We start from the raw sequence: 18,369 nt of genomic DNA on the forward strand, positions 1-18,369 counted from the left end.
TGTCAGACCGGCAATCCACTTATCCCCGCTGTTCAAATTCCCCGAGCCACCTCTGTCATGACCACGTCGACGAAACGGAGCAGGACGCTTCGGATCGCCGGACGGTCGGCTATAATCTCGTTCAACGCCGCAGCCGACAGCCTCATCGCCGTGCCGTGTTCGGCCCTCATCACCACGTCGTGCGACCAGCGCTCGTTGCCGAGCAGCAACTGCCAACCGATGAACCCCTCACTTCCGACCAGCGCGACCGCATAGCGGCGGTCACCTTCGAGCGAGTCGAGTATCGCAGCGATCCCGGTCAACGGGAAGCAGATGCTGTCTGCCGCGTCGCCGGCGCGCGCGATCATGTCGCCATTGCGAAACGGCACCAGTTCCAGATGCGGCGCAAGGGCGGCGCGGTCAGCGTCATTCAAGAGACGCAGCAGCGCATTCGCCTCACAGGGCAGCGCGTTAGACCCGCGCGTCCCATCCACCATCGAGGCCATATCATCCATGCCGTCGCCCATACTGCTCGACCTCGCTGCCCAAACGCGTGGGTCTACTTTCGTACCGAAACGCTGAAGGTCGCCCAATGGTTGGGGAACGGATAGTTACAGGAGGGATATTTGCGCCGAACCATTTCCATGCTGATCGCCGCGTCGACCGCGATCGCAGGTGTTCCAGCTCTGGCGCAGTCGACACGCTCGGTTACCGCCCCTCCTCCGCCACCGCCGCCCGCGACATCCGTGCAGCCCCCGAAGGCCGCACCCGACATGCAGTCGGTCCTGGACGCGCTTGCGTCGCTCGGCGGCAAGCCCATCGAGACGCTCACGCCTGCGGAAGCTCGTATGCAGCCCTCGGCCGCAGACGGCGCCAAGGCGGCAATGCAGAAGAAGGGAATGTCGACCGCGCCCGATCCGTCGGTGATGATGCAGGACCTGCCGTACGGCAGCGACCCCGCGCAATTCGCGCGCATCTACAAGCCGGCCGGGGCACCCGCCGGTGGCAAGCCGATGCCGGTCATCGTCTACTACCACGGCGGCGGCTGGGTCATCGCCGACGTCGACACCTACGATGCTGCGCCGCGGGCCATGGCGAAGGCGCTCAATGCGATCGTCGTATCGGTCGAATACCGCCATGCGCCCGAATTTAAGTTTCCGGCGCAGCATGACGATGCTGCTGCGGCCTATCGCTGGACGCTGCAGAATGCGGCAAGCTGGGGCGGCGACCCCGCACGGATCGCGACGGTCGGTGAGAGCGCTGGCGGCAACCTTGCGGTCGCGACCGCAATCTACGCGCGCGACAACGGCCTGACGGTGCCGCGGCACATCGTGTCGGTCTATCCGATCGCGAACAGCAGCATGACGCTGCCCTCGCGGCGGGACTCGGCAAATGCCAAGCCGCTGAACACTGCCATGCTGCCGTGGTTCGGCTACTATTATCAGACGAGTAAAGCCGATGCGCAGGATCCCCGCCTCAACCTAGTTGCGGCGAACCTTCGCGGGCTTCCGCCGACGACAATCATCAACGCGCAGATCGATCCGCTGCGTTCGGATGGTGAGACGTTGGCGGCCGCGATGCGGGCGGCCGGTGACAAGGTCGAGCAGAAGACCTTCCCGGGCGTGTCCCATGAATTCTTCGGCATGGCCAAGGTCGTGAACGGCGCCAAGCAGGCCAACGATCTCGCAGTCGCACGGCTGAAGACGGCGTTCGAAGCGCCTGCAGCCCGCCCCTGAGCGTGACGGCGGCGGCGTCGAGCCGCCGCCTCCTTGCCGGAAAGGACTAACGACCATGACCCAGACCCCCGTCCTTTATTCTCCCGACGTTGAGGATGTGAAACCCGACGAAGCCGCGACGATCACGAAGATCAACGAGACGTTCGACAAGATCCTCGAGACGGCGGCGGAGGATTACGGTCACGCGGTCCGTTCGGTCCATGCCAAGGCGCACGGCTTCCTCAAGGGGGTGCTGACCGTCAATGATGGACTTCCCCCCGAGCTGGCCCAAGGCCTTTTTGCCACCCCGGGCGAGCACAAGGTCGTCATGCGCTTCTCGACCAACGCGGGCGACATCCTGCCCGACACCATCAGCCTGCCGCGCGGTCTGGCGCTGAAGGTCATGGACGTCGAAGGCGAACGCCTGCCCGGTGCAGACGGACGGACGCAGGACTTCGTCATGGTCAACGGCCCGGTCTTCCAGAACAAGACCGCCGACCAGTTCCTGGGCAACCTGAAGCTCCTGGCCGGCACCACCGACAAGCTCGAGGGTACCAAGGAGGCGATGTCGAAGGTGCTGCGCGGCGTGAACACCGTGCTGAGCGCGGTCGGTATCGAGAGCCCGAAGGTGCAGACGCTTGGCGGCGCACCCAATTCCGATCCTCTCGGCGAGACCTACTTCAGCGTCACGCCCTTCCGCTATGGTGACTATATCGCCAAGTTCGCGGTGTTCCCGGTGTCCAAGGACCTCACCGATCAGACCGGCACAACGATCGATGCCAGCATCCGCCCCGATGCGCTGCGCGACGTCATCCGGACAGAGGCCCAGGTGCTTGAGATGAAATGGGAGGTGCGGGTCCAACTTTGCCGCGACCTCAAGAAGCAACCGATCGAAGATCCTACCGTCGAGTGGAAACAGGACGATGCGCCCTTTCAGACCGTAGCGACCATCCGAGCGGCCAAGCAGGACAGCCTGAGCGAGGACAAGGTCCAGCAGATCAACGAGGAGATGCGCTTTTCGATCTGGACGGGGCTTGCCGCACACCGGCCGCTCGGGAACATCAACCGGGCACGCAACGAAACCTACCGCCATTCCGCCGATTTCCGGGCTCGCGTGAACGGCTGCCCCTACCACGAGCCTGCTGGCGGTCGTGCCTGACGGGCGAAGTGGCGTGCAATCTTAAGACGCTGACCGTTGGCAGGTCGGGGCGGAGATTAACGGGGCGCTGGCCGTTCTGATCGTGGTCCTGTCGGTGCATCCAAAGCATTGATGAAGCCGCAGGGTCCACCACGCCACGCAAAAGGTTGTACCGCCAGGAGGCTGACGAATGCCAATGATTACCGCTGGCGACCTGAACATGGAGGTGTCGCTTTACGGCGCGAACGAGGGGCAGCCGTTGCTCCTCATCCACGGCTGGCCGGATGACGCGTCGACATGGGATCAGGTGGCACCCATGCTGGCCGTGGAAGGATTCCGCGTCATCGTCCCGACGTTGCGTAGGTTCGGCGCCACCCGTTTCCTTGACGACGATGCCCTGCGGACCGGCAACAGTGCGATGCTTGCGACCGACATAATCGCGCTCATGGATGCGCTCGGCATCGACCACTTCATGGTCGCCGGACACGACTGGGGATCGAACACCGCCGAGGCCCTGGCCGTCGGATGGCCCGCTCGGGTGGAGCGGATGGCCATGCTGTCGACCCCGCCCAGGCTCGGCGGCATGCCGACACCGCCATTCGATCAGACCCAGCGGCAATGGTATCACTGGTTCATGGCCACCGCGCGCGGGGCGGAGGCGGTACGTGCAGACCGGCGCGGGTTCACCCATTTGCATTGGATCAACTGGTCGCCACCGGGATGGTTCGACGAGGCCACTTTCGATCGTGTCGCCAGGTCGTTCGACAATCCCGACTGGGTCGACGTGACGCTCCACAGCTATCGCGCGCGCTGGGGCGAAGCAGAGCCTGATCCCCGAAGCGCCTGGCTGGAGGAGAAGGTCAAGGCGACCAAAACCTTGTCGTTACCGACGCTCTACATCCACGGCGATGCCGACGGCGTGAATCCGCCCTCGACCGCGCAGGACGTGCGAGCAAAATTCGCTGGGCCGTTCGCGCGCATTACCATGACCGGGGTCGGCCATTTTCCGCAGCGGGAGAACTCGCAAGCGGTGGTGCGCCACCTCCTTAGCCTCTTCGCCGGCAACCCCGCCGCGCTCACCGACACGATCGACAGGAGCCTGACCATGAAAAAAGCAGCACCTTATGCCGCCGGGATTGCCGCCATCGGCCTAGTTGCCGCTGCCGCAGCCGGCGTCGCCCATGCCCAGGGACGCAGCGCGCAGCTGACGCAGGTGGCACAATTCGATCATCAGGCGACCGGCGTTGCGGTGACCGAGGATGGCCGTCGCTTCGTCAACTTCCCCCGCTGGACCGACGACGCCCCCATCTCGGTCGCCGAGGTAATGAAGGACGGATCCTTGCGTCCCTATCCCGACGCCAAGTGGAACAGCTGGCGCAACGCTCGCGCTAACGAACTCCCGGTCGGTGACTATTTCGTCTGCGTGCAGTCGATCGTGCCCGATGGCCATGGCAATCTCTGGGTGCTGGATCCCGGTGCGCCGGGCAACGAGAAGATCCTCGAAGGCGCCCCGAAACTCGTTCGAATCGATCTTGCATCGAACACGGTGACGAAGACGATCCTGGTCCCCGGCGACGTAGCGCTGCAGGGCACCTACCTTAACGACATCCGCTTCTCGCCCGATGGCAAGACCGGCTACATCACCGACAGCGGCACGCGCGGCGCGATCATCGTCGTCGACCTGGAAAGCGGCAAGAGCCACCGCGCGCTCGACGGGCACCCCTCGACGCAGATCGACAAGACGGTGAAGGTCACGCTCGACGGCAAGCCGCTGGTCCGTCCCGATGGCCGCCAGCCAGCCTTCGCCGCCGATGGCATCGCGATCTCCAAAGACGGCAAGACGCTGTACTACCAGGCGCTGACCGGAAAGACGTTGTATTCAATCGACACCGCCAGGCTGCGGTCGGACGTCAGCGAGGTCGACAGGGCGGCAGCGGTGAAGACGGTCGCGCAGACCCACGTCGCTGACGGCCTGTGGATGAGCAAGGCAGGCGTCCTCTACCTGACCTCGCCGACCGATTATGCGATCAAGCGGCTGAACGGCGCGACCGTCGAGACGGTGCTGACCGACCGCCGCCTGCGTTGGCCCGACACCTTCTCCGAAGGGCGTGACGGGACGATGTACGTCACCGCCAGCCATATCCAGGACACCAACTGGTTCACGCCCGGCGCACCGCCGTCGATCAAGACGCAGCTGTTCTCCTTCGCTCCCGCCAAGTGATCGGACATCCCATGACCTATCTGCACTATTCGCCCGACATCGAAACACCGGAGTCCGACGAACAGGAGAGCATCGACGGCATCATCCAGGGCATGACCCAGGAGAGCCAGACCGTCGAGAAGCGCGACGGGCACGCGGTACGGGCGAGCCATGCCAAGAGCACGGCCTGCGTGATCGGCAAGCTCATCGTCGCGCCTGAATTGCCGCCCGAGCTCGCACAGGGCCTCTTCGCGGAGCCAGGCACGTTCGATGTCGCCGTCCGTTTTGCGCAAGGACCCGGTGAGAAGCTCGGCGACCGCGTCTCGACCCATCGCGGCATGTCGATCAAGGTGTTCGGCGTCGAGGGCACGAAGCTGCCCGGCCATGACGCGCCAACGCAGGACTTCGTCCTCGCCAGCGGCACGACCTTCCCGGCGGGGACCGTGGCGGGCTTCCTCTCGCAAGCCAAGAAGATTGGGCTGACGGTGCCCATGCCCGAGGGGGTGAAGAGTGCGGCCGCCTCTGTCGCCCGCAACATCAACAAGGTGCTGAACGCCGTCGGTGCGGGTCCAAGCCCGACGCTGGACTTTTATGGCCACCCCTTCAGCCACCCGCTGGTCGAGGAATATTTCAGCCAGTGCCCGGTGCGCTTCGGGGATCATGTGGCCAAGATCGGGGCCTTTCCGGTTTCAGCCGAGCAACAGGCGCTCGCCGATTGGCAGCTCGACCCGCATCAGGATGAGGATGGATTCCGCCATGCCGCGGTGGATTACTTCGAGGGCAAGGATGCGGTGTTCGAGCTTCGGGCGCAGCTGTGGACCGATGCCGGGACGCAGCCGATCGAGGACACCTCCGTCGATTGGCCGACAAGCGAAAGCCCATATCGCACCGTCGCCACGATCCGACTGCCGCGGCAACCGGCCTATAGTCCCGACCGCGTCCGCTATTTCGACGAGGTGATGACGTTCCGCCCGGCACATAGCCTTGAGGTCCATCGCCCGCTGGGCGGCGTGATGCGTGCGCGCATGCAGGTCTATCAGGCGCTCAGCGACTTCCGCCATCGTGAAAACGGCATCGCGGCCGCCAACACCCATAACATTCAGGACATTCCGGCGTGAGATGGAACGCCAGTGCTGATCAGAGTGAGAGGACAATCATGAAGCTGCAAGAGACCCACCACGTTCAGGCGGAGAGTGCATGATGGCGCGCTTTTCCAACAAGGTCGTCGTCATTACCGGTGCCGCCTCCGGGATCGGTGAGGGCGCCGCGCGCCGCTTCGCCGAGGAAGGCGCGACGCTGGTGCTGGGCGACATCGACAAGGCCGCGCTCGACAAGCTGGCGGGCGAATTGCATGTCACAGTTGAAACCCGCGAAACCGACGTGTCGGACCGCGCGGCATGCGAAGCACTGGTCAAGGCTGCGATCGATTGCTTCGGTCGGATCGACGTGCTGATCAACGACGCCGGGGTCGATCATCTCGGCAAAGTCGATGAAGGCGACTTCGCCGAATTCACCAAGGTGATTGAGACCGATCTCTACGGCGTCGTTCACATGAGCCGCGCGGCGATCCCCCATCTGCGCCAATCGAAAGGCTGCATCGTCAACGTCTCATCGGTGTCCGGCCTGGGCGGCGACTGGAACCATAGCTTCTACTGCGCGGCGAAGGGGGCGGTGAGCAACTTCACCCGTGCGCTGGCGATGGACGAGGCGAAGCACGGCGTCCGCGTCAACGCGGTCAACCCGTCGCTCACCTACACCGCGCTGACCGCGGGAATGAAGGAACAGCCCGAGCTCATCGCCAAGTTCGAAGAGCGCATCCCGTTGGGCCGCGGTGCTGAGCCCGCCGACATCTCGGGGGTGATCGCGTTCCTTGCGAGCGAGGATGCGCATTTCGTGACGGGCGTGAACCTGCCGGTCGATGGCGGCCTTACCGCGTCAAACGGGCAACCGCCGCTGTCTTAATGAATGTAAGGCGGGCCCTTGCGCCCGCTCACTATTCGGGATTGGACCATGCCGCGGGTACCAGGTTCATCACGGGCAAATTGCTCAAGCCGATGGAGTCACGTCGCAGCAATTTGACCCAGAACCAGCCACTGGACACGCAATGACCGGTTCCTGACTCCCGCCATCCGTTCATCTCGCAACTGGCGCGTCATTCGACCGTGCTGTGTTGCGAATGAGCGATCGTTGCGGGGATAGCGGTTGCTCCGCTTTCCCGGTGGTTTTCCCGTCTGCGCAGCCGGCCGTTCTCTTTTGGTGCTAAGGCAGGTTCGCCCCAGTCGCGATCAGTCGACGGCGACCACGCCCTCTATGGAAAGGCAATAGCACCACCGCTTCGACCCCGGTGTAATGCACCCGCCGAACCGTCGCGCAGGAACTGCACCCTGCATTCTCGCCGACTGCATGCGACGTGGCCATGCGGCTTATTAGAGCACAACGGCTTGACGGTCCTGACGGTGTCCGAACGACCGGTCACGCTCGTCCCAAACTCGACCCATGAATCGGCAGCATAAAGGCAAGCGTCAAAGGCGCGCTAATCGGCTCGACTATGCATGCCTAGATAATCTCCGCTGGCTGCGCTCCGTGGTGAGCCAAGGAGACCCAAGATGCTTGGAACGATGCCGACACGCGGCGGGGCCACGCTGCTGATGCTGGTCGTGATCCTGATGGTGTCGCTGGCGGTGCTGTCGCTGCTCGACGTGGCGCGGATGCGGCTGCTGTTGCGCGCCAGCATCCGGCTGGAAAAGCACGCCGCGGCGCCGATGCTGCACCGCATCCTGGGCGCGACCGCCGCCTCGCCCGGCGCGCGCGCAGGGGCGATCCGTGATTTCGACACCCTGCGCGGCGTGCTGACCGGCCCTGCGATCCTGGCGCTGCTGGATGCGCCCTGGGCGCCGATCTACATCGCGGTCTGCTTCCTACTGCATCCCTGGCTGGGCGGCTTCGCGCTGTTCGCCTCGGTGCTGCTTGCCGTGATCGCGCTGGCCAGCGAGCAGGCGACAAAGCGCGGCGGCGCCGATGTGCAGGCACGCGCGGGGGTGCAGGCGCGGATGCAGGATTACGCGGTGCAGGCGGCCGAGGTGGCGCGCGTGCTGGGGATGCGTGGCGCGATCGTGCGCGACCACCAGCAGGCGCGTGCGGAGCTGGTCGCCGACCAGGGGCGGCTGACCGAAACGTCGGGGTCGTTCCTGGCGGTCACCAAGTTCCTGCGGCAGCTGTTCCAGTCCCTCGCGCTCGCGCTTGGCGCGTGGTTGGCGATCGAGCAGAAGATTTCGATGGGCGCGATCTTCGCCGCCTCGCTGCTGGTGGGGCGTGCGCTGGCGCCGGTCGAGCAGATCCTGGGATCGTGGAAGAACGTGCTGGCGGCGCGCAGTGCCTATGCCGCGCTGGCCGCGTTCCTGAAGCTGCCCGACGACACACGCCCGCGCACTGCGCTACCCACGCCCAAGGGCGAGGTGAGCGTCGCGGGCGTCACGGTGCGCGCGCCGGGCAGCGATCGGCTGCTGCTGAAGTCCGTCAGCCTCACCGCCTCGCCGGGCGAGATCGTGGCACTGATCGGGCCGAGCGGGGCGGGCAAGTCGACGTTGCTGCGGGTCATCGCCGGCGCGATCGCGCCCGATGCGGGCGAGGTGCGGATCGACGGCACCAGCCTGGCCGACTGGGACCGCGAGGCGCTGGGCGCGAGCATCGGCTACACGCCGCAAACGCCGATGCTGTTCCCCACCAGCGTGCATGCCAACATCTCGCGCTTTGCGGCCGACCGCGGCGCCGGGGGGGTAGGGCTGGACGCGCTGGTCGTGGACGCCGCGCGGGCGGCCGGCGCACACGAGACGATCCAGCATTTCCCGCAAGGCTACGACACCATGTTGTCGATCCGCGAGGCGGGCGGCCTGTCGGCCGGGCAGCGCCAGCTGGTGTCGCTGGCGCGTGCGCTTTTTGGCCGCCCGACGCTGGTGCTGCTGGACGAGCCCAACGCCCATCTCGACGCGAACGGCGAGGCGGTGCTGATGAGCACGCTGGCGGCGCTGCGGGGTCGGGGCGCGACGATCATCGTCTCGACCCACCGCGCCAGCCTGCTCCAGGTCGCCGACCGCATGCTGCTGGTGCGCGACGGCACCGTGGAGCCGATCGCGCGGCCCGACGCCGCCACCCCGCCTCAGCGCCCGATGGCCGTTGTGCCGGCCACGACCCCCAGCAAGGACACCGGTGCATGACCGCCCTATCCGCCCCCCCCTTCTCCGATGCCCCGCCCGCGATCGCCGCGCTCGACGACACGCCGCGCCGCGCGCTGCTGCTGGGCGGGACGACCGCCTTCCTGTTCTTCGTGGTGCTGCTCGGCTGGGCGGCGTTCACCCGACTCGACGCCGCCGCCTTTGGCCAGGGGCAGGTGACGGTCGCGGGCAACCGCCAGGTGGTGCAGAACCGCTATGGCGGCGACATCCGCGCGATCGAGGTGAAGGACGGCGAGCACGTGCGCGCCGGCCAGGTGCTGGTGCGGCTCGCCGCATCCGAAGCGGTAGCGGGCGAGCGCGCGCTGGCCAGCACCGTCATCGACCTGCGCGCCCAGCGCGCGCGGCTACAGGCCGAGCTGGAGGGCACGACAATCCGCTGGCCGGCCGAATTCGCCGACGCCCCGCCGCAGGACCGCCCGCTGATCGAACGCGCGAAGCGATTGCAGTTGGCGCAGGTCCGCGCGCGCCGCGGGTTGCTGGCGGCGACGCAGGGGGTGCTTAGCCGGCAGCAGGGGCAGATCGTCGAGCAGGGCCGCGGCTTCGACGCGCAGGTCGACGCGACCTCGGTGCAGCGCGCCTCGCTGCGCGCGCAGCTGGACAGCACGCGGCGGCTGGCCGAGCAGGGCGTCGTCTCGCGCAACAGCGTGCGTGCGCTGGAACGCTCGATCGCCGAGCTTGACGGCAGCAACGCGGACTACGTCGCGCGCGGCGCCGCGCTGCGCCAGCAAGCGGCCGGTACGCGCCAGCAGATCGTCGAGACCGAGCGCAAGTCCACCGACGAGGCCGCCGCGCTGCTGCGCGACACGCAGTTCCGCCTGAACGAGGCGCTGCCGCGGCTCGCCGCCGCGCGCGACCAGGTCGAACGCACGCTGGTGCGCGCGCCGGTAGCGGGTCGCGTCGTCAACCTGCGGTTGTTCTCCCCCGGTGCGGTGGTGCAGCCGGGACAGGCGATCCTGGAGATCGTGCCAGACGCCGCCCCGCTCGTCGTCAGCGCGCGCTTCAGCCCCGAAGACATCGACGGCGTCGCCGACGGGCGCGAGGCGGAGGTGAAGTTCCTCTCGCTCCATGAACGCGACCTACCCATGCTGATGGGCGTGATCCGCACCGTCTCCGCCGATGTCCTGCGCGACGAGACCACCGGCGCGAGCTACTTCACGGCGGAAATCGTCGTGCCCGAGAGCCAGCGCGCACTCCTCCGCCAGATCCGCGGGGCCGACACCGGCATCCGCGCGGGCATCCCCGTGCAGGTCACCGTCAAGCTCCGGCCGCGCACCGCCCTCGCCTACTTCCTCGAACCCCTGACGGAAGCGACCAGGCGATCCTTTCATGAACGGTGACGGCGTGCGACCCGACATCGAAGACGCGATTCCAGTCGCCTACCCGGCGATCGTCTCCCGCGAGCAATTCGCTCGTGTCGCCTCGACCAGAGCCAGCCGGAACCCGCTGGTGATGGCGTCGCACGTGGCGGCCGGTACGACGCTGCTGACCCGCCTTGCCCGGTGCGGTGGGGCGGGGTGCATGGGCGGTTTCACCATCGCCACCGGCAAGGGCGGTCGTTATGCCTACTAATATACGCCTGCATGGCACCAGCGGCTGAAGCGGCGGTGCGCCGTCTTCCACTTGCCGTCCCGCTCGTGCAGGTCGCACCAGTATGCACCTGAGCGCAGCAGCCACAGACATCCGTTCACGAACAAGCGGTTGTCCGCACCCGTTCGGCCAGGATCAGCCGACGTGCCCGCAACCATCAACTGTCGTTGCGCTGTAGGCGGCGTCTGCATTTAGAGGATTCCGTTCAGGGGGCTGATCTGATTCAAAGCTGGCGAAGGAGCTGGTCGATGAGCAGACGCACGCTGACGGACGGGCAATGGGATCAGATTGCGGGTCATCTTCCTGGCCGGGAAGGCACGCGGGGTTGCAGCGGGGTGGACAACCGACTGTTCGGGGACGCGATCCTGTGGATGGCTGGGAATGCGGTGCGCTGGCGCGATCTGCCGGAGGTTTTCGGCAAGTGGACAGGGGTACATGCGAGGTTCCGGCGGTGGTCGCATGCCGGTGTTTGAGAACGCCTTTTCCATGCCCTGGCCGACACGCCGGACTTCGAATACGTCCTGATCGACAGCACGATCTCGAAAGTTCACGCTGATGCGAGTGGTGCAAACGTATGGCCCGCCCCGTCGGCAAGCGGTTTGTGTCAGCTGTTCTGAGCAGTCTGCGAAAACGTATCCGGCCTTTTGACGCAGAGTCATTGGCCAAGATGGAGATCGGCGCGTCTTGGTCCTCATAAAGGGGCCGGCATCGAATGCCATTTTACGCCATAGGGTTCCAGGACACCGGTCGACTGTCAGGCCATCTGTCACTCACCTCCCGCAGACATCATCCAGCCGATACGTGTTGCACCGGCCGATCTCGTTCAGGCCGCCTGAGCGACCGGGTCGTAGGTGCGTTCGTGACGCAGCAGTGCCCAGACAATGCGCGCCATCTTGGCCGCCAATGCCACGACGACGGTATTGGTGTGGCTGCGCGACAGCAGGCCACGTAGCCAGGCGCCGAGCCGCGTATCGCTCCTGCTCATGGTCGGCAGCGATGCACGAGCACCCTGGATCAGGTTCTTGCGCAGGTAGCGGCTACCACGCTTGGTGATGCCGAGCAGCCGCGGCTTGCCCCCGGTCGTCGCCTGCCGCGGCACCAGGCCCAGCCCCGCGGCAAGGTCGCGACCACGCTCGAAGATCCGGGCATCACCAATCGCGGCCACCAGCGCGGTTGCATATAGCGCGCCGATCCCTGGGATGGTCAGCAGTCGTCGCGTCCGCTCATCCATTCGGGCCGCGTCGATGAACTCGGTATCGAGGTCGGCGATCCGCTCGTCGAGGGCCGTCCAACACAGGCGCATGTCACTCACCAGCCGGTGAATGCGATGGCCGAGCACCGGCTCGTCACCGTCCAGCATCTCGCCCAGCCGCACGGCCAGCTTTGTGCGACCTTGCGGCACGATGTGACCGCGCTCGAGTAGCAGGCTGCGGATCTGGTTCATCAACGAGGGCCAGTCTCCAACGAGCTGGTCGCGGATGCGGTGCAGCGTCTGCATGTCGAGCTGCTCCTCGGTCTTCAGTTCGACGAACCGAATGGTCGGCCGGGTCGCCGCTTCCGCGATCGCCTCGGCATCGCGGTCGTCGTTCTTCTGCGCCTTGACGTAGGGGCGGACATATTCCGGCGACATCAACCATACCACATGCCCATGTCTTACCAAAGCGCGACCCATGTGATGCGTACCGCAACAGGCTTTCATCGCGACGACGCAAGCCGGCAAGGCCGCCTTGTAGGTGATGACCGTCTCGCTACGCATCCGTCGGCGTACTACGACCTTACCCGTCGCATCCAGACCGACCACGCTGCAGATGTTCTTGCCCAGATCGATCCCGAGAACCGATACGTTCATGACCTTGGCTCCTTCCTCAAACGACCCGCTGTCGTGAAACGACAACGGTTCGGTTTAGGGGCGGGCCATCCATAAAGGGGGCGCCAGATTCAGGCGATCGGCCGGTCCCGCGGTGGTCTGACAACCAAGCTGCATGCAGCGGTCGATGCCATTGGCCTGCCAATCCGCATCCATCCGACACCCGGACAATGGGGCGATCGTCCGCAAGCCGAGGCACTGCTGGCAGGCCTGAAAGGCGTCAGCCACGTCATCGCCGACGCCGCCTATGATGCCGATCCGCTGCGCGCTTTCATCGCCGACCGTCTCTGCGCGACCGCCCACATTAAGGCTAATCCCAGCCGAACGGGAAAGGCCCCCATCGACTGGCGCATCTACAAGGAGCGCCATCAGGTCGAGTGCTTCTTCAACAGGCTCAAACGCTTCCGCCGCATCGCCCTGCGCTGCGATAAGACGATCGCCGCTTCATGGGCTTCGTCCATCTCGCCTGCGCTATGATCTGGCTACGATAAACGCAGACACCACCTAGGGTGTTATGAATACGCTCCAGGTTCATCATGTCGAATCCTTCAAGTTTCGCACGGACACGTTCGATGTCCGCCGCCGCCGGACCGCGAAGCGGCACTCGAAACTCCGCGGCGCATAGGATTCTTGACGTCTGGCCTGACGCAATCCGAATGACCGCTCTTGTCAGGTTAGGACGTTCGCGCCGCCAGAAGCGAACGTCCGACTGTGGTCGAAGGCGGTCGGCACCGAACGCGGGATTCTTCCTTAGCGGAACAGGTGCACCATCGACTGCCCGCCGCCAATCGAGAGAGACGTGATAGCGTATTATGTCAGTCCTGCGCCGTCCGGTCCATCGTTTCGGCAAATCGCTCCGACACCGTCTTCCAGTCGACCACCTGCCACCAGGTATCTAGATACTCGGCACGTCGGTTGCGGTGTTTCAGGTAATAGGCATGCTCCCATACGTCGTTACCGAGCAGCGGCGTGCCGCGTATCGCCGCGACATCCATCAGCGGATTGTCTTGATTGGGGGTCGAGGTGATCGCGAGCCTGCCGTCCGCGTCCACGATCAGCCATACCCAGCCGGAGCCGAACCGGCCGGTTCCGGCAGCCTTGAACGCCGTCTTCATCCGCTCCATCGAACCGAACGCCGCGTCGATCGCGCGTGCGAGCTCCGGCGACGGAACGCCACCCGCGCCGGCGGGCGCCATCGTCTTCCAGAAGAAGCCGTGGTTCCAGTGGCCGCCGGCATTGTCGCGCACGGCCGCCGGCGCCGATCCGGCCTGCGCCAGCAGTTGCTCCAGCGAGCGACCGGACAGCGCGGGATCGGCGGCGACCGCCTTGTTGAGCGCATCGACATAGGCCCGATGATGCCGGTCGTGATGCAGCGTCATGGTTTCCCCGTCGATCACCGGCTCCAGCGCGGTCGCGGGATAGGGAAGCGGGGCCAGCGTGAAGGCCGGTACCGCGGGCCGTTCCTGCGCGGCGACGGGGGCGGCAAGGGCGACGAGGCAGGCGAACCAGTATCGCATCGAGATGTCTCCTTCACAGCCCCACGCTGAGACCCAGCCGCACGTCGCGACCGGCCAGCGGGGCGTAATCCTTGAGGAAGCTGGCGTGGCGGCGCGCCACCACGTCGAACAGGTTGCTGGCGCTCAGCGTCAGCCGCAGCTTGCGACCGGCCAGCGGCGTCCAGTCGGCGCTGAGATTGACCAGCGAGAACGCACCCGTCGACCTCTCGAACCCGGTGACGCGCGTCTGGCGTGTGCTGTGCTCGACCTCCGCGCGCAGACCCAGACGGTCGCCGCGCCCCTCGATGCCGCCCAGCAGTCGCAGCGGCGGGATGCGCGGGGCCGGGCCGAACCCGTCGATCGTGGCACGGACCGCATCGACCAGTCCGTCCGCCTTCAGCGTCAGGCCGGGGCGCTCCACGAACCGAGCCTCGCCCTCCACCTCGAACCCGCGATAGGTCGCGCGTCCTTGCGAGAAGCGCAACACGGGCAGGTCCTCGATCACCTGCCCGGTCTCGAATTCGTAGATGTAGCCCGCGAAGCGCGTGCGATAGGCGGATGCGTCGAGCCGCCACGCCGGTCCGGACAGGCGGGCGATCAGTTCCACCCCGCGCGCGCGCTCGACGCCGAAGCTGCGATCGCCGATCTCATAGGATTGGGTGCCGATGTGTGCGCCATCGGCCAGCAGTTCCTCCGCGGCGGGCGCGCGCGCGGTGCTCGACAGGTTGATGCCGAGCTTCACGCCCTTCGCCACGGTCGCGAACGCGCCGCCCGCAACCGACGTCGCGGTGAAATCGCGATTGAACCCGGCGGCCTGCGAGCGGATGCCGGTCCATTCCACCCGCCCGCCGCCTTCGAACCGCACGGGACCGACGGCGACCTCCTGCAACGTGAAGACGCCGTTCTGCGTCGTGTCGTTGGGCGGCACGAACGCCTCTGCCCCCACCGCGCGGAAGTCGCGGAAGAAGGTCTGTGCGCCGCTTACCCCCTGCCATCCGCCATGTCGTCGCTGGCGCAGTTCGGCACGCGCCTCCAGCCCCTTGTTGGCGAAAGTGGTGCCGGTGACGGGATCGCCTTCAAAATGGGTATAATCGGCATAGCCCGCCCGCAGCGACAGGCGTTCGAAAACGCCCGGCAGCGCGACCGACCCACGCAGATCCGCGCGCCACTGGTCCGCCTTGATCCGTACGGCTTCCTGTTCGGCACCGGGCGTCAGGTCGTAGCGGATCGGCAGGCCGTATCCGGTTTCGTAGCGGGTGATCGCGACGCCCAAGTCGCCGCCGTCGTCGATGAAGGCGGCGCCGAGATTGGCGGTCCGCGTCCGCGCGCCCGTGTTGGCGAGGCGGCCCGACAGGTCCGCCAGGCCGCGGATGGCCGGATCGGTGCTGGCGCGGGCCTGATCGCGCAGGCCTGCGGACAGGACGGGACCGCCGACGCGCAGGTCGCCGGTATCGGTCAGGCTGCCGCCGCCCGCCAAGACGAAGCGGTCCGACAAGCGCACGCCGATGTTCGCGCCCGCCGACCGCTCGTCGGCGGCGGACCCGAGCGATCCGCGCGCCTGGATGGCGACCGGCGTGTCGGAAACCGTCGTCGGAATACGCCGGTCCAGCACGTTGACGACACCGCCGATCGCCGACGATCCGAAGCGGAGCGACGCAGGGCCGCGCAGCACCTCGATCCGGCCCGCCAGCAACGGATCGATCGCGACGGCATGGTCGGCCGAGGTATTCGATACGTCAAACGCGCCGATGCCGTCGGTCAGCACGCGCACCCGTTCGCCCGCCAGCCCGCGCAGGATCGGGCGCGAGGCGTTGGGGCCGAAGCTGGTCGCCGACACGCCGGGCAGCCGTGCCAGCGCCTCGCCGATCTGCGGACGCAGCGACCGGTCGAGCGCCTCCCCGGCCAGCACCGACACCGGCGATGCGCCGTCGCGCGGATCGCGCTGGAACGTGCCCGTGACGACGATGTCCCCGCCTTCCGGGGGATCGGCAGGATCGTCGGCGGCGACCGCGGTGGCGGGAAGCGCCAGGAGGATGCCGCCGGCCAGCAGCAGGCACGGCGTCATGCCAGCCCCCGGTTGCGCAGCAGCGCCGTTGCATCGGGCATCCGCCCGCGAAAGGCGAGGTAGCTCTCCGCCGGGTCGCGGCTGTTGCCGCGCGACAGGATCTCGCGGCGCAGCTTCGTCGCGAGCGCCGGGTCGAACACGTCTCCGCTCTCCTCGAACGCGGCGAAGCCGTCGGCGTCCAGCACCTCGGCCCAGGTATAGGCGTAGTAGCCCGCCGAATAGCCGCCGTCGAAGATGTGGCTGAAGTGCGACAGCCGGTGCCGCATCCCCACCGCATGCGGGACGCCGAGGTCGGCGAGCTGCGCCGCCTCCCATGCCTGCGCGTCGAAGCCGGGCGGCAAGGCATCCAGCGAATGGAGGCGCATGTCGAGGATCGCCGACGACAGCTGTTGGACCGTGAGATAGCCCTGGTTGAACGTCCGCGCTTCCAGCAGCGAAGCCAACATCGGCTCCGGGATCGCCTCGCCCGCCGCGTTGCGGGCGTGGGCGCGCAGGATCGCGGGCTGGCTGATCCAGTGTTCGTGGATCTGCGACGGCAGTTCGACAAAATCGCGCGATACCGCCGTGCCCGACAGGCTGGGATAGCGCACCTTGCTGAACAGCCCGTGCAAGCCGTGGCCGAACTCGTGGAACAGCGTCTCGGCATCGTCGAGGCTGACGAGCGCGCGTTCACCAGCGGCTGGCGGCGTGAAGTTGCAATTGTTGACCACGATCGCGCTTTGGCCGAGCAGATCGCTCTGGTCGCGCAGCGACCCCATCCAGGCGCCAGGCCGCTTGGTCGGGCGCGCGAACCAGTCGGCATAGAACAGGCCGATCGGCGTGCCGTCCGCCTCCTGCACCTCCCACACCTTCACGCCTTCGGCATAGCCGGGCACGTCGGGACGGGGCACGAAGCCAATGCCGTAGAGTCGCTTCACCGTGTCCATCAGCGCGGCGACCATGCCGTCGAGCGGGAAATATTGCTTCACCGCCGCTTCGTCGAGGCGGAAGCGCCGCTGTCGCTCCCGCTCCGCATAGAAGCGCCAGTCCCACGGCTCGATCCGGTCGATGCCGTCGGCGCCGGCGATTGCAAGCAGCGCCCGTTCCTCTTCCTGCGCGCGGGAAAGCGCGGGTCGGTAGACCTGCATCAAGAGGTCGGTGGCGGCCTGCGGCGTCTTCGCCATCGAATCCTGCAACGCGAAGTCGGCATGGCTGCGAGCATCCATCAGCTTCGCCCGCTCGATGCGCAGCTCGACCAGCCGGCGAATAATCGCGGCGGTGTTGTTGGCGTTGGCGTTCGCTCCGCGGCGATCGAAGGCGGTGAAGACCTTCGCGCGGGCACTGCGATCCGTCGCCGCGGTCAGGAACGGCTCGACCGCCGAGCGGGTGGCGGGGATCAGATAGCCGGACTTACCGGCGTTGCGCGCGGCGGTCGCGGCGGCTCCCTTCTGGTCGGCGGGCAGACCGGCGACTTCCGCCTCGGTCAGCACCACGTCGCTGACCTTCTGGTCGGCGAGCAGCTTCTGCCCGAACTGCACGCCGAGCGCCGCCATTTCCTCGTTGATCGCAGCGACACGCGCGCGGGCCGCAGGCGCGAGCGCGGCGCCCGCCCGGACGAAGCGTTTGTGCGTTTCGTCCAGCAGCCGGGTCTGTTCGGGACCGAGTCCCAGCGTCGCGCGACTGCGATACAGTTGGTCGACGCGGGCGAACATCGCAGGGTCGAGCGACGTCTCATTCGAGAAGCGCGTGAGGTCGGGGACCACCGCTTCCTCGATTGCCTGGACCTCCGGCGTCGCGTCGGCACCCGCGACGGTGAAGAAGGCGGCCGACACCCGCGCCAGTTGCTGCCCCGATCGCTCCATCGCCTCGATCGTGTTGAAAAAGGTGGGCGCGGATCGCGCGGTGGTCAGTGCCCGGTGATCGGCCCGAGCCGTCGCGAGCGCCGCGGCGAAGGCGGGGCGGTAATGGGCCGGGCGGATCGCGTCATAGGGCGGCACCCCACCCGGCCATTCGCGCAGCAGCGGATTGGCGGGAAGCGCGGCGCGAAGCGGCGTGGCAAGCAATGGCATGGCGACGGCAGATAGCAGCAGGGTGCGGCGGTTCATAAAGGT

At 66.7% G+C, this 18,369-nt stretch carries 13 protein-coding genes and 3 pseudogenes; 10 read left to right on the forward strand and 6 right to left on the reverse strand.

Annotated elements, in window-relative coordinates; translation table 11 throughout:
* Positions 1 to 32 precede the first annotated feature (32 nt).
* On the reverse strand, positions 33 to 506 hold the full coding sequence (locus Q0U08_RS03640) for a cyclic nucleotide-binding domain-containing protein (protein WP_298089790.1): 474 nt from the start codon (positions 504 to 506) through the stop codon (positions 33 to 35).
* Between the two features lie 117 nt (positions 507 to 623).
* Between Q0U08_RS03640 and Q0U08_RS03645 the strand changes: the two genes are divergently transcribed.
* The 8 genes from Q0U08_RS03645 to Q0U08_RS03680 all read left to right on the forward strand — a co-directional run bounded on the left by Q0U08_RS03645 (position 624) and on the right by Q0U08_RS03680 (position 10,833).
* Positions 624 to 1,715 carry an alpha/beta hydrolase gene (locus Q0U08_RS03645; protein ID WP_298089791.1) on the forward strand — a complete coding sequence of 364 codons (1,092 nt, stop codon included), beginning with the start codon at positions 624 to 626 and terminating at the stop codon, positions 1,713 to 1,715.
* Positions 1,716 to 1,770: 55 nt separating this feature from the next.
* Entirely contained in the window at positions 1,771 to 2,853 is a 1,083-nt protein-coding gene (locus Q0U08_RS03650) for a catalase family protein (RefSeq protein ID WP_298089792.1), read from the forward strand.
* Between the two features lie 169 nt (positions 2,854 to 3,022).
* Positions 3,023 to 5,053, forward strand: a complete 2,031-nt coding sequence (locus Q0U08_RS03655) for an L-dopachrome tautomerase-related protein (RefSeq protein WP_298089793.1) — start codon at positions 3,023 to 3,025, stop codon at positions 5,051 to 5,053.
* Between the two features lie 11 nt (positions 5,054 to 5,064).
* Positions 5,065 to 6,150 carry a catalase family protein gene (locus tag Q0U08_RS03660; RefSeq protein WP_298089794.1) on the forward strand — a complete coding sequence of 362 codons (1,086 nt, stop codon included), beginning with the start codon at positions 5,065 to 5,067 and terminating at the stop codon, positions 6,148 to 6,150.
* Between the two features lie 82 nt (positions 6,151 to 6,232).
* The gene (locus Q0U08_RS03665; RefSeq protein ID WP_298089825.1) at positions 6,233 to 6,994 is read left to right on the forward strand and encodes an SDR family NAD(P)-dependent oxidoreductase; all 762 of its coding nucleotides are present in this window, start codon (positions 6,233 to 6,235) and stop codon (positions 6,992 to 6,994) included.
* Positions 6,995 to 7,638: 644 nt separating this feature from the next.
* Positions 7,639 to 9,246 (forward strand): type I secretion system permease/ATPase, encoded by a 1,608-nt coding sequence (locus tag Q0U08_RS03670; RefSeq protein ID WP_298089795.1) that lies wholly within the window; start codon positions 7,639 to 7,641, stop codon positions 9,244 to 9,246.
* Positions 9,243 to 10,601: an HlyD family type I secretion periplasmic adaptor subunit gene (locus Q0U08_RS03675; protein ID WP_298089796.1), complete on the forward strand. Its 1,359-nt coding sequence runs from the start codon at positions 9,243 to 9,245 to the stop codon at positions 10,599 to 10,601. The genes Q0U08_RS03670 and Q0U08_RS03675 overlap by 4 nt, the downstream gene beginning before the upstream one ends.
* Positions 10,591 to 10,833 (forward strand): hypothetical protein, encoded by a 243-nt coding sequence (locus Q0U08_RS03680; protein ID WP_298089797.1) that lies wholly within the window; start codon positions 10,591 to 10,593, stop codon positions 10,831 to 10,833. The genes Q0U08_RS03675 and Q0U08_RS03680 overlap by 11 nt, the downstream gene beginning before the upstream one ends.
* On the opposite strand, the pseudogene Q0U08_RS03685 reads toward Q0U08_RS03680, so the two are convergent.
* A pseudogene (locus tag Q0U08_RS03685) lies at positions 10,833 to 11,042 on the reverse strand (transposase); the annotation flags it as partial. The gene Q0U08_RS03680 and the pseudogene Q0U08_RS03685 sit on opposite strands and share 1 nt — an antisense overlap.
* 57 nt (positions 11,043 to 11,099) lie before the next feature.
* Between Q0U08_RS03685 and Q0U08_RS03690 the strand changes: the two are divergent.
* Positions 11,100 to 11,420: pseudogene (locus Q0U08_RS03690) on the forward strand (transposase); the annotation flags it as partial.
* Between the two features lie 254 nt (positions 11,421 to 11,674).
* Here the strand turns inward: Q0U08_RS03690 and Q0U08_RS03695 are convergent.
* On the reverse strand, positions 11,675 to 12,700 hold the full coding sequence (locus tag Q0U08_RS03695) for an IS110 family transposase (RefSeq protein ID WP_298089799.1): 1,026 nt from the start codon (positions 12,698 to 12,700) through the stop codon (positions 11,675 to 11,677).
* Positions 12,701 to 12,796: 96 nt separating this feature from the next.
* Here Q0U08_RS03695 and Q0U08_RS03700 point away from each other — a divergent pair.
* Positions 12,797 to 13,209: pseudogene (locus tag Q0U08_RS03700) on the forward strand (IS5 family transposase); the annotation flags it as partial.
* A 324-nt stretch (positions 13,210 to 13,533) separates the two neighbouring features.
* Here Q0U08_RS03700 and Q0U08_RS03705 read toward each other — a convergent pair.
* The 3 genes from Q0U08_RS03705 to Q0U08_RS03715 are packed head-to-tail and all read right to left on the reverse strand — an operon-like array spanning position 13,534 to position 18,363.
* Positions 13,534 to 14,235, reverse strand: coding sequence for a superoxide dismutase (locus Q0U08_RS03705; protein ID WP_298089800.1), 702 nt, complete (start codon positions 14,233 to 14,235; stop codon positions 13,534 to 13,536).
* Between the two features lie 13 nt (positions 14,236 to 14,248).
* Positions 14,249 to 16,279, reverse strand: coding sequence for a TonB-dependent receptor (locus Q0U08_RS03710; protein WP_298089801.1), 2,031 nt, complete (start codon positions 16,277 to 16,279; stop codon positions 14,249 to 14,251).
* On the reverse strand, positions 16,276 to 18,363 hold the full coding sequence (locus tag Q0U08_RS03715) for a M3 family metallopeptidase (RefSeq protein WP_298089802.1): 2,088 nt from the start codon (positions 18,361 to 18,363) through the stop codon (positions 16,276 to 16,278). Before Q0U08_RS03715 ends, Q0U08_RS03710 begins: the two co-directional genes overlap by 4 nt.
* Positions 18,364 to 18,369: the final 6 nt, after the last annotated feature.

The sequence above is a fragment of the uncultured Sphingomonas sp. genome (assembly GCF_946477935.1).
Taxonomy (GTDB): domain Bacteria; phylum Pseudomonadota; class Alphaproteobacteria; order Sphingomonadales; family Sphingomonadaceae; genus Sphingomonas.

Coding starts and splice junctions, on each gene's coding strand:
- Q0U08_RS03675 (WP_298089796.1), top strand. CDS start 9,243: ATGACCGCCCTATCCGCCCCCCCCTTCTCCGATGCCCCGCCCGCGATC.
- Q0U08_RS03645 (WP_298089791.1), top strand. CDS start 624: ATGCTGATCGCCGCGTCGACCGCGATCGCAGGTGTTCCAGCTCTGGCG.
- Q0U08_RS03715 (WP_298089802.1), bottom strand. CDS start 18,363: ATGAACCGCCGCACCCTGCTGCTATCTGCCGTCGCCATGCCATTGCTT.
- Q0U08_RS03665 (WP_298089825.1), top strand. CDS start 6,233: ATGGCGCGCTTTTCCAACAAGGTCGTCGTCATTACCGGTGCCGCCTCC.
- Q0U08_RS03670 (WP_298089795.1), top strand. CDS start 7,639: ATGCTTGGAACGATGCCGACACGCGGCGGGGCCACGCTGCTGATGCTG.
- Q0U08_RS03655 (WP_298089793.1), top strand. CDS start 3,023: ATGCCAATGATTACCGCTGGCGACCTGAACATGGAGGTGTCGCTTTAC.
- Q0U08_RS03640 (WP_298089790.1), bottom strand. CDS start 506: ATGGGCGACGGCATGGATGATATGGCCTCGATGGTGGATGGGACGCGC.
- Q0U08_RS03660 (WP_298089794.1), top strand. CDS start 5,065: ATGACCTATCTGCACTATTCGCCCGACATCGAAACACCGGAGTCCGAC.
- Q0U08_RS03650 (WP_298089792.1), top strand. CDS start 1,771: ATGACCCAGACCCCCGTCCTTTATTCTCCCGACGTTGAGGATGTGAAA.
- Q0U08_RS03710 (WP_298089801.1), bottom strand. CDS start 16,279: ATGACGCCGTGCCTGCTGCTGGCCGGCGGCATCCTCCTGGCGCTTCCC.
- Q0U08_RS03705 (WP_298089800.1), bottom strand. CDS start 14,235: ATGCGATACTGGTTCGCCTGCCTCGTCGCCCTTGCCGCCCCCGTCGCC.
- Q0U08_RS03695 (WP_298089799.1), bottom strand. CDS start 12,700: ATGAACGTATCGGTTCTCGGGATCGATCTGGGCAAGAACATCTGCAGC.
- Q0U08_RS03680 (WP_298089797.1), top strand. CDS start 10,591: ATGAACGGTGACGGCGTGCGACCCGACATCGAAGACGCGATTCCAGTC.